This is a genomic window from Tunicatimonas pelagia (assembly GCF_030506325.1).
In the GTDB taxonomy this organism is placed as follows: Bacteria; Bacteroidota; Bacteroidia; order Cytophagales; family Cyclobacteriaceae; genus Tunicatimonas; species Tunicatimonas pelagia.
The window spans coordinates 375,793-385,734 of record NZ_CP120683.1; the positions used below are offsets into that span (position 1 = coordinate 375,793).

Genomic DNA, 9,942 nt, shown 5'->3' on the forward strand with positions numbered 1-9,942 from the left:
AGGCTGCAAAGTTAACAGCAAAACTAACAATTGAAAATTGAGTGCATATTGGGCAGTGGTTAGTAGTCAATAGTCCACGGGCATTAAGTTACAGGCAGCTGTCGTGCGGGTTAGAAAGTTGAAGTGTTCAGGTGTTATGGTGTTAGCGTAGTTTAATGTACGGGGGTTAGCTTTACCCACTGCTCATTGTCTACTGCACAGTGTCTCATGCCAATTAATCATGATTCATCAGTCATTATTCATTCGCTGGTTGGTTCCACCAACAATCAATTTTAAATTCCGGTCTCCGGTCTCCGGTCTCCGGTCTCCGGTCTCTATTCCACAGGGGCTGTCCCACAGCGGCCGGTCTCCAATTAAATCATTCAACTCTTCAAGATCATTATGCAAAGTGGAATGGCGTATTTGCTTTCAAGCGCGTAAGCTGTTGCATTTATTAGGTATATTCTGCTAAATTTACCGATACTACTTTTTTTAACTGCCAGCATGGAAATTCTTATCACTGACCCCGACATTCATTCCGTTATCAAAACCATTGCCAAGCAACTGGGGACTCGCCAAATACGGTACTTCTGCGAAGAGACTACCCTAGTTATCCCACCCCAATACGGTCAGGGCTACATTAAAGGAATTAATTTTAAAGACGGCTTAGGTCTGCTATTATTCAATTGCACATTTAACGAACAAACCTCTTTTCGCTATTCTTTAGATGAATCTCATCCGTTGCGCGTAGTGTTTTGCCAGCAAGGAAAGATGACCTACAGTTTTGAACCAGATCAGGAAAAGCACGAAATTCCGGAATTGCATACTGCTTTTTGTACCAGCACAGAAACCTACGATCATCTGTACGAATTTCCCAAAAAAACGCACGTGCAATTCACCAGCTTAGAAATTAATCGCCGGGTCTATCTAAACAAAATTGAATGTGACATTACCACCCTTCCTGATGATCTGGCAAACCTCTTACGCGATGTTAATGCCATTGATCCATTCTCCTACGAGAGTGCTTACAGTATAATATTGGCTGATGTTATCAGTAACATTCATACCAACGACCTGAAAGGACTGGCTCGTAAAAGCTTGCTCGAGTCTCGCTCCCTCGATTTATTCGCCCATATTGTAACCCAGTACGTAGACGATTTGAACCCGCAAAGTAAGCGGGTACTACTGCGAAAATCGGATCTCGCTTTAATCGTTGAAGCCAAAAATATTCTAGTTGAAAATATTCAAGAGAATATCACTATACCCGAACTCTCGCGGCAGGTAGGGATAAATACTACGAAGCTAAAGCAGGGGTTCAAAAAAGTGTTTGGTTATACGATCAATGAGTTCGTTAGAAACCACAAGCTGACCCTAGCCAAAGAATTGCTATTAGGTGGTAATTTATCAGTAAAGCAAATTGCTGAGAAGGTGGGATACCGCAACTACGCTTACTTCGCTTCTCGGTTCAAAGAACGGTACGGTGCGTTGCCTTCGGAATACATGAAGCATGTTAAGCACCAAGTTCCCATTGACGAAGTAATAGAATCACCACCGGAGCAGGTGTAATCACTGGAACTGAAACCGCAGGTACTTGATCGGAATACCACGACGAGCAAACTTCCGCTCGTAGGTGGTTTCAATTTGTTGCTCCAAGCCGTACAGGTCAGAATGATAAAGGTCGTCGGTACAGATTACGTTGTGAACATCCTCTCTCTCTTTTAGCACTTCCCGGCTATATTCGTATAAAGCCAGATTGTCTGTTTTCAGGTGAACCCAGCTACCGGGTTGCATAACCTGCTTGTACATTTCTAAAAAGCGAGGGCTGGTAAGGCGTCTTTTTTCTTCTTTTTCTTTTGGGTGAGGGTCAGGAAAAGTAATCCAGATACCGGCTACTTCCTGCTCAGCAAAACTTTCAGTTAGTTGCAGTATTCTGATACGCAAAAAAGCAGCATTGGTAAGCTGAAGAACTTCGGCATCGCGACTCCCCTTCCATATTCTAGCTCCCTTTACATCTACGCCTATAAAGTTCTTCTGGTGGTGAAGTGTGGCCAGCCCTACCGTATATTCGCCGTGACCACAGCCCAGTTCTAAAATAATAGGATGGTCATTCTCAAAATACGAATGCCAATTTCCCCGAATGGAGGTGAATATTGGCTTGCCAGGCTCAACTACGTTTTTTCGCTGGGCATTTTCGGCAAACCGAGCTAATTTACTACGCATAGGTTATCATATTTCCAGTTCAGCCACCACAAAAGTACTGCCCCCCACAAAAATAAAATCGTCAGAAGCCGACTGAGTTTGGGCGGCCCGCAACGCTTGGTTCACATCGCTAACCACTTCAAAATCGAGCTGATACTGTTGAGCAGCCTCTACCACTTGGCTGAGTGGCATTGCCCGAGGAATATCTGGCTGGCAAAAATAATATTTAGCAGATGTTGGCAAAAGCCTGAATATAATATTCAAATCTTTTTCCTGCACAAAGCCTAGCACCATTCTTAGATTTCGATATAAATGCTGACTAATCTGACGAACAATTTCTTCCAGGGCTTCTCGATTGTGTCCGGTATCAGCTACTACTGTTGGATTGCTACCCAGCACCTGCCACCTTCCTTTTAGTCCGGTGAGGTTGGACACTGCTTGTAACCCCGCCCGAAGATGCTGCTCAGAGATAGTAAATCCGTGGGTCAGTAGTTGGTTCACACTCGCAAGCACTCCCACCAAATTATACTGCTGATAACTACCCAACAAAGCTAGCTTCATTTCAGGGTAGATGAGTTTTTCTTGATGATAAACTGAGAAGTACTGATAGTTGGCATCTACCTTTTGCCTCACTACTCGGTACTCCTCAAACGCCAGTAGTAGCGGACTATCTTCTTGCTGCGCCTTGCTCTTGAAAACTGGTAGCGTTTCCGGATGGTAGCTGCCCACCACTACCGGAATACCCGGTTTTATAATGCCGGCTTTCTCGTAAGCAATCTTGGCCAGCGTATCGCCTAGCATATCCGTATGATCCAGGCCAATGTTCGTAATTAGGCTTAGCAGCGGAGTTAGAATATTGGTAGAATCGAGCCTACCGCCCAGTCCTACCTCCACCACGGCAATATCTACTTGCTCCCTCGCAAAATAATCAAACGCCATGGCTACTGTCATTTCAAAAAAAGAAGGCTGAAGAGATGCGAGATACGCTTGGTTGTACTCTACGAACTGTACTACTGCCGAACGCGGTATCGGTTTGCCATCAATCCGAATTCTTTCGGTAAAGTCCTTTAAGTGAGGCGACGTGTATAAACCAGTTTTGTAGCCCGCACTTTGTAGTATAGCCGCCAACATATGGGCGCTACTGCCTTTTCCGTTGGTACCAGCAATATGCAGGGCAGTAAATTTATGATGAGGGTTTTCAAGATGTTCACTAAGTGCCCGAATATTCGTGAGATCTTTCTTCATAGCCGATCTTCCTACTCGCTGGTAGATCGGTAGCTGTTCCAGTAAAAAAGTTAAAGTATCTTGATAAGTCACACTGCTGTTGGATGTACTATATTTTCAGGTTTGCAAAATTAACTCACAAAATTTACCGGCCTAACCGGTGCTTCCTTCTTTTTAATAAAAATTTTGTACAACTAATTCTGGGAAAATATAATCTGAATAAAGCAGAAAATAGAATGATACAATAAATTACTGCCAAATTAAAACATAATATTACTAGCTAATTACTCTATTTTCTTGGAATAGAAGATGCTTTTTTACGTAACACTGTCCTTTTTTTTTGTCAATCGTCAATTACATTGCATCCGTCAATATCGCCCTTAAATCTCGTATTGTGCTAAATCTTGAAAAATATTCCAAATATTGGTCATTTTATCACTCTCGGTACCGATACTATACATCTCGAGAGGAGTATTATACCAACCTAATTACTGAGAAAACACCGAGTCAGCTCTTGAAGTTATGCCGCAACCAGGCTCACCTAAGTGAAACTGACGCATACCTTCAGTTTAACGGATTAGAGCTTGGAGCCACTCATCGGGAGATTGTCCGCCAGTTGGGTCGCCCTAAATTCAGTTGGAAAAACCCGCTCTTCCGTCCGCATCAGGTAAAAGTGTATCGGATGAATATTCATCATATCTACTGCTACGCCACGCTGCATTTTATCAACAGTCGCTTGTTTGCGGTTGATACTAACTTTAAGAAACTTTCTAACGATAATACTAACCGTATTCTCGATACCTTAAAAAGCAAGTATCTGAACGATAATGAAAGCGATCTGTTCAATGGGGTAATTGACGACTTAGGTAATACCATGCTGCTGGAGCATAACCACTACTTATCGCTCAAGTACGTAGCAGGCGAGATGGCATTCCGTAGAACACTTCATAATGCGGTACAAAGAAAGGAGAAAAGCAAAGCATCTTTTGAGATTAACCTAGATACCGCCTTAGCCGAATACCTGTAACCTTCTCATTCTTTCTATATCTATTCCCCAAAAAATTCGTTAGTTAGCATTACCTTTACATCTCATACTGATTAAGGTTCATGCTATTACGAGGAGAAAACTTAGTAAAAAAATACAAACGGCGCACGGTAGTAGACGGCATCTCGGTTGATGTGCAGCAAGGAGAAATTGTTGGTCTGCTGGGTCCCAACGGTGCCGGTAAAACAACTTCTTTCTACATGATTGTTGGCTTAATTAAGCCGAACGAAGGGCGCATTTTTCTGGATAAGCAGGAGATTACTGATCTGCCCATGTACAAGCGGGCCAAACGAGGCATTGGCTACCTTGCCCAAGAAGCTTCGGTATTCCGAAAGCTGAGCGTAGAAGATAATATTATGGCGGTGTTGGAGATGACATCCGGCCTATCTAAGGCTGAGCGTCAGGATAAAGTTGATGCTTTGCTTGAGGAGTTTAGCCTTACCCACGTGCGGAAAAACCTCGGAATGGTGCTATCGGGTGGCGAGCGTCGTCGCACCGAAATTGCCCGCGCCCTGGCAGTAGACCCCAAATTTGTACTGCTGGATGAACCTTTCGCCGGGGTTGATCCTATTGCAGTAGAAGAGATTCAGAGCATTGTTGCCCAGCTGAAAAACAAGAATATTGGTATTCTGATTACTGACCACAACGTAAACGAAACACTTTCTATTACCGACCGGGCATATCTGATGTTTGAAGGGCGGTTACTCAAGGCGGGCAGTGCCGAAGACTTGGCTAACGATGAGCAGGTACGAAGGGTTTACCTAGGAAAACACTTTGAGCTAAAGCGAAAAATCTGAGTGTATGGAAATCGTTAACTCAGTGCTCACCTGGCTGATGAAAAAACGGATTCATCAGATTGAACTCTTTCTCAAATATCCGCACGACGTTCAGCACGACGTTTTTCAATACCTTATTAAAACAGCTAAGGATACTAAGTTTGGTAAACAGTATGGCTTTCGGGAGGTTTCCCAGGTACAGCAGTTTCAAGAACGGGTGCCAATTGTCAGCTACGAAGATTTCTTTCCCTACATTGACCGGCTGATGCACGGCGAGGAAAATGTGCTGTGGCCCGGACGAGTGAAGTGGTTTGCTAAATCATCTGGCACTACGAATGCTACTAGTAAATTTATTCCCGTTTCTCAAGAGGCACTAGACGATTGCCACTTTAAAGGCGGTAAAGACCTGGTTTCTATCTACGTCAACAATTATCCGGCTACCAAGATGTTTGTCGGAAAAACCCTGACCATTGGTGGCAGCCAGCAGATTAATCAGCTCGATCAAAACGCAGAGTCGTACACTGGTGATGTTTCCGCGGTACTTATGAAGAACTTACCGCTCTGGGCTCAGTTCACTCGCACTCCGAGCATGGACATTGCCCTGATGGATAATTGGGAAGAAAAAGTAGAGAAGATCGCCCAGTCTACCGTACACGAGAACGTAACCGCCATGGCCGGAGTACCTACCTGGACTATCGTGATCTTGCAACGAATTTTGGAGTTAAAAAACGCCAAGCACGTTCACGAAGTATGGCCCAACCTGGAGGTTTTCTTTCACGGGGCAGTTTCTTTTACGCCCTACCGCGACCTGTTTCGGAAGCTAATTCCTTCGGATAAGATGCACTATACCGAGACCTACAACGCTACCGAGGGCTTTTTTGGCATTCAGGATCAGCGCGACTCCACCGAGATGCTACTGATGCTGGACTACGGAATATTTTACGAGTTTATTCCGATGGACGAAATTGAGCAAGAACACCCCCAGACTCTAACCATTGACCAAGTGGAGGTTGGAAAAAACTACGCCTTAGTTATTAGCACCAATGCCGGACTATGGCGTTATAAAATTGGGGATACCATTCGGTTCACCTCTACCCGCCCCTACCGCTTCCGTATTTCTGGTCGTACTAAGCACTTTATCAATGCTTTTGGAGAAGAGCTGGTGATAGAAAATGCGGAACAAGCACTGGCTGAAGCCTGCCGACAAAGCGGTGCCCTTATTGAAAACTTCACCGCAGCTCCGCAGTATATGGGCGAAAGCAACAAAGGTCGGCACGAGTGGATTATTGAATTCTCCCAACCTCCAGAGTCTATTGATCGGTTCACGCAAATTCTGGACGAAACGCTCCAAAAACTAAACTCCGATTATCGCGCTAAGCGAGAGAACTCATTAGCAGTAGATGTTCCCCTAATTCACGCCGCTCCTGCGGGTACGTTTTACCGCTGGATGAAAAGCCGGGGGAAACTGGGCGGACAAAACAAAGTACCTCGCCTGGCTAATAACCGGGAGTACTTGGAAGACATTCTTTCCAACCACATGAATGGTGTTACTTAGTAAATATTGCGGCGGATAACCAGAAGCAACACCGTGAAAGCTGATACCAATCACTACATTCACTCCTGCTTTAGCGAGTCTACCGGATTAGCTAAAGCCGCTTGAACCGTTTTGAAACTAATGGTGAATAGGGTAACCAGTAGTATTATCACCAACGGAAATACTATCAACTGCCAGCTAACATCTATCCGAAAAGCATAATTTTCCAGCCAAAGCTGCATACTAACGTAGGCAATAGGCATCGCTACTATTGATGCTAAAACCAGCAGTTTTATGTAATCTTTTGCCAGTAGAGCAATAATACCCTGCGTTGAAGCTCCCAAGGTTTTACGAATCCCAATTTCTTGAGTGCGCTGCTGGGCGGAAAAGGTAGCCATGCTAAACAGTCCTAAGCTAGAAATCAAGATCATCAAAACTGAAAGAGCATTAAAGAAACGGGAATACTGCTGCTCCGCTTGATACAACTGCTGAAAAGCATCATCCAAAAAGTAATAGCTAAATGGGTTATCAGGGAAGTGTTCGGCAAATAACGCTGACACTCGCTCAATAGTCGAAGCTACATCAGAAGAAGCAAGCTTGACCATAAAATATTCATGATGAGTAGGAAGATAGACAAAGGCTAGCGGAATAATGGGTTCCTGCAACGACTTTTGGTGGTAATCATTAACGACTGCCTGTACTCGGTGCTGGCTCCCGTGATGCGTAACGTACTGACCCACGGCAGTAACGGGGTCAGTAAAACCCAATGCCCGAGCCGCTTTCTCATTGAGTATGTAGGGTACTTCGTCAGATTTAGATTTTTCAGCGAAGTTTTCGCCCGCCACAATCTTTAATCCTAGTGTCTTAACATAGTCAGCATCGATACCTATAAAGTTCATATCAATGCCTTGCCCAGCATCTTGGCCTTCAGCGTAAATTTTACTGGTACTGTACTCCAACAATCGGCCGGGGACGTGGGTAGAAGCCGACACACTACCAATAGCTCCCGAAGCAATTAACCGTTCTTTAAACGTCTGAACCTGGGTGGCGTAGGCTTCGGTACCTCGTACGGTTTGCACCGTAGGAGCCGAAAAAACCAATAGCTGCTCTTCAAACCCTAGATTTTGCTGATGCATAAACTGATACTGCTGGTAGAGCATAAAGGTAAAGGTGAGCGTAAGCAGCCCGATAAACAATTGAAATCCAATCAGGCTATTCTGAAGATACTGTAGCTTGGCGTGCCCCTTGTATCTCCCCTTGATAGCATTTATCGGTTCAAACCTGGCCGCAAATCGCGCCGGATAATAGCCTATCAGCACTAGTAAAACTGTTAAACCCAACACAACGGATGCTACGAAGTAGGGATCAAACCAATTAGCTGAAAAAACGGGTGAGGTTGGTAGCTGAGGTAGTACGAGTGAAATACACACCAAAGTGATGGCTAGAGCTAACAGTAAAATCAAGCCGGTTTCAGTGAGTGTTTGTCTACGAAGTTGCCGTTTGGTAGCTCCCAAATACTTACGAATACCTACCTCGCGTATCCGCTTAAGCGATAGGGCAGTAGACATATTGGCGTAGTTGAGCCCAGCTACAATAAGCAGTGCCGAAGCTATTATCAGTAAAAATGCAATATGCTGGTAGCTCCCGTTTGCCTCAGCTTCTAATTGCCGATGCGAATGCAGATGGATATTGGTGAGCGGCTGAAGCACCACTTTACTTTTGACTGATTTGCCTTCTCCCATTGCTTCACTATTGGTTTGCAGTAGCGATTGCAGTTGGGTAGTAAGTTGCGTAGCCTCAGTGCCCGTTTGCGCCAAAAGGTATACGTAGGTATCGTACCATTCCCAGCTATCCGCAAAATTCTCTTCGGGATAGAGTGCTTCAAAACTACTAGCACTGAGCAGCAGATCAAACGACAAGTGGGTATTAGCCGGGACATCTGCAACAATTCCGGTCACCGTATGCTGAATATCTTGCGAGAAGGAACTTACTTCCATACGCTGGCCAATTATATCTTCTACCTTAGTATCGGAGCCAAAGTACTTCCGGGCAGCAGACTCAGTTAATACAATAGAAAAAGACGCCTCTAAAGCTAGTGCTGGATTACCCGCAATAAAGTTGTAGCTGAAAATCGTTGTAAAATATTCGTCAGCGTACAGAAAATGATCTTCTTGAAATTGGCGGATACGATCACCCTGCCGATAGGTAAAAATAAAAATTCCCGATGCCGGACGAAAAGGCATTGTGACCTTTTCTACTGTCGGAATATATTCCCTAATTGCTTTAGGCAGCGCGTTGAAATTGGTAGCAAACGGTACAACCTCTTGGTTACCCTGATATTTATTCAGAGCAACCCGATAGATACGATCGGAGTGTTGATGCCACTTATCGTAACTCAACTCATAGCTAACAAACTTTAGAATAAGCACAAAGGCACTTATTCCAACTGCCAAGCCAACAATATTAATGAGGCTAAAGACACTGTTTTTTAAAAGGCTGCGATAAGCTACCTTAACATTATTTTTTAGCATAGTTGGCACCAAGATAATAAGACTAAGATCAGGTAACGCAAGGTAAATCTTTCAATTTTTAGTACCAAGATTATTGGCCAAGCATAGCTGCTAGACCAATGGGGTGCTCTGGTTATATCTCTACTAATTTTTCGAGAGATGCGTATCAACCACTGTCCAAAACCGGATAGCTAGTGTTCGCCGATGAACACTTTATGATAGCATGAGCACGCACAAATCAGCGTATACGGGCTACTACAGACCATTCTGAATTTTGGCAGATCATTTGTTATACCGAAATAGAAGTAATTACTCAAGTAATAAACCTATCCTATGAGAAGAAGCGATTTAGGTGAATTCGAGGAAGTAGTACTGCTGTCAGTAGCGGTGCTCACCCCTCAAGCCTACAGCGTAGCCATTGCCGAGGCACTGGAAGAAGAAACTGGCAAGACGGTTACTACCGGTGCCGTTCACGCAGCTTTACAACGACTAGAAAAGAAAGGCTTTGTCAACTCCCAAATGGGAGAAGCTACCCCCGAGCGGGGCGGACGACGCAAACGCTTATTCACCGTCACCATTGCCGGCAGCCGAATTCTGCACGAAGTTCAGGCCGTCCGCAACCGACTGTGGAACCGGATCGCTCCTCAGGGTTTGCCGCAAATTAACCTAACATAG

At 44.5% G+C, this 9,942-nt stretch carries 8 protein-coding genes; 5 read left to right on the forward strand and 3 right to left on the reverse strand.

Annotated elements, in window-relative coordinates; translation table 11 throughout:
* Positions 1–483: 483 nt before the first annotated feature.
* Entirely contained in the window at positions 484–1,545 is a 1,062-nt protein-coding gene (locus P0M28_RS01535) for a helix-turn-helix transcriptional regulator (protein WP_302207649.1), read from the forward strand.
* Here the strand turns inward: P0M28_RS01535 and trmB are convergent, their stop codons facing one another.
* Together trmB and P0M28_RS01545 are read right to left on the reverse strand one after the other, a co-directional pair.
* Positions 1,546–2,199, reverse strand: a complete 654-nt coding sequence (gene trmB, locus P0M28_RS01540; protein WP_302207650.1) for a tRNA (guanosine(46)-N7)-methyltransferase TrmB — start codon at positions 2,197–2,199, stop codon at positions 1,546–1,548.
* Positions 2,200–2,205: 6 nt separating this feature from the next.
* The gene (locus tag P0M28_RS01545) at positions 2,206–3,495 is read right to left on the reverse strand and encodes a bifunctional folylpolyglutamate synthase/dihydrofolate synthase (protein ID WP_302207651.1); all 1,290 of its coding nucleotides are present in this window, start codon (positions 3,493–3,495) and stop codon (positions 2,206–2,208) included.
* Positions 3,496–3,916: 421 nt separating this feature from the next.
* Here P0M28_RS01545 and P0M28_RS01550 point away from each other — a divergent pair, with 421 nt between their 5' ends.
* The 3 genes from P0M28_RS01550 (at position 3,917) to P0M28_RS01560 (ending at position 6,778) form a co-directional block, all read left to right on the forward strand.
* Entirely contained in the window at positions 3,917–4,429 is a 513-nt protein-coding gene (locus tag P0M28_RS01550) for a hypothetical protein (protein ID WP_302207652.1), read from the forward strand.
* 80 nt (positions 4,430–4,509) lie between these two features.
* The gene (gene lptB, locus P0M28_RS01555; protein ID WP_302207653.1) at positions 4,510–5,244 is read left to right on the forward strand and encodes an LPS export ABC transporter ATP-binding protein; all 735 of its coding nucleotides are present in this window, start codon (positions 4,510–4,512) and stop codon (positions 5,242–5,244) included.
* Positions 5,245–5,248: 4 nt separating this feature from the next.
* Positions 5,249–6,778 (forward strand): GH3 auxin-responsive promoter family protein, encoded by a 1,530-nt coding sequence (locus tag P0M28_RS01560; protein WP_302207654.1) that lies wholly within the window; start codon positions 5,249–5,251, stop codon positions 6,776–6,778.
* A 59-nt stretch (positions 6,779–6,837) separates the two neighbouring features.
* Here the strand turns inward: P0M28_RS01560 and P0M28_RS01565 are convergent, their stop codons facing one another.
* Positions 6,838–9,288 carry an ABC transporter permease gene (locus P0M28_RS01565; protein WP_302207655.1) on the reverse strand — a complete coding sequence of 817 codons (2,451 nt, stop codon included), beginning with the start codon at positions 9,286–9,288 and terminating at the stop codon, positions 6,838–6,840.
* Between the two features lie 312 nt (positions 9,289–9,600).
* Between P0M28_RS01565 and P0M28_RS01570 the strand changes: the two genes are divergently transcribed.
* Entirely contained in the window at positions 9,601–9,942 is a 342-nt protein-coding gene (locus P0M28_RS01570) for a PadR family transcriptional regulator (RefSeq protein WP_302207656.1), read from the forward strand.

Bases quoted from the DNA above. Each gene is read 5' to 3' on its own strand.
- P0M28_RS01570 (WP_302207656.1), top strand. From the start codon at position 9,601: ATGAGAAGAAGCGATTTAGGTGAATTCGAGGAAGTAGTACTGCTGTCA.
- trmB (WP_302207650.1), bottom strand. From the start codon at position 2,199: ATGCGTAGTAAATTAGCTCGGTTTGCCGAAAATGCCCAGCGAAAAAAC.
- P0M28_RS01535 (WP_302207649.1), top strand. From the start codon at position 484: ATGGAAATTCTTATCACTGACCCCGACATTCATTCCGTTATCAAAACC.
- P0M28_RS01560 (WP_302207654.1), top strand. From the start codon at position 5,249: ATGGAAATCGTTAACTCAGTGCTCACCTGGCTGATGAAAAAACGGATT.
- P0M28_RS01565 (WP_302207655.1), bottom strand. From the start codon at position 9,288: ATGCTAAAAAATAATGTTAAGGTAGCTTATCGCAGCCTTTTAAAAAAC.
- lptB (WP_302207653.1), top strand. From the start codon at position 4,510: ATGCTATTACGAGGAGAAAACTTAGTAAAAAAATACAAACGGCGCACG.